Source organism: Paraburkholderia sp. SIMBA_053, from assembly GCF_046534895.1.
GTDB lineage: Bacteria > Pseudomonadota > Gammaproteobacteria > Burkholderiales > Burkholderiaceae > Paraburkholderia > Paraburkholderia caledonica.
Window position 1 is genome coordinate 1 of record NZ_JAWRXU010000139.1, and the last position, 429, is coordinate 429.

The window sequence follows — 429 nt, forward strand, 5'->3', positions numbered from 1 at the left end:
CATCCGTACGCAGGCCGAGGACGACACCCCGTTCTTCGTCTGGTTCAACTCCACGCACATGCACTTCCGCACCCACACCAAGGAAGAGAGCAAGGGGCGCGCCGGACGCTGGCAGTCGAACTACCACGACACGATGCTCGACCACGACTACGTCGTGGGGAGCCTGCTCGACCTCCTCGACGAGCTGGGCCTCGCCGAGAACACGATCGTCATGTACTCGACCGACAACGGCCCCCACATGAACAGCTGGCCGGATGCCGGCATGACGCCGTTCCGCAATGAGAAGAACTCGAACTGGGAGGGCGCCTATCGGGTCCCGGCGATGGTGCGCTGGCCCGGGCACGTTCCGGCAGGCACGACGCTGAACGGCATCGTCAGTCACAACGACTGGTTCGTGACCTTGCTGGCGGCGGCCGGCGACACCGACAT

At 64.8% G+C, this 429-nt stretch carries 1 protein-coding gene; it reads left to right on the plus strand.

Annotated features, from left to right (window positions below; all coding sequences use genetic code 11):
* Nucleotides 1-429 (plus strand): sulfatase-like hydrolase/transferase (locus SB753_RS34955; protein ID WP_410804612.1); only part of this gene is annotated, 429 nt, incomplete at both ends.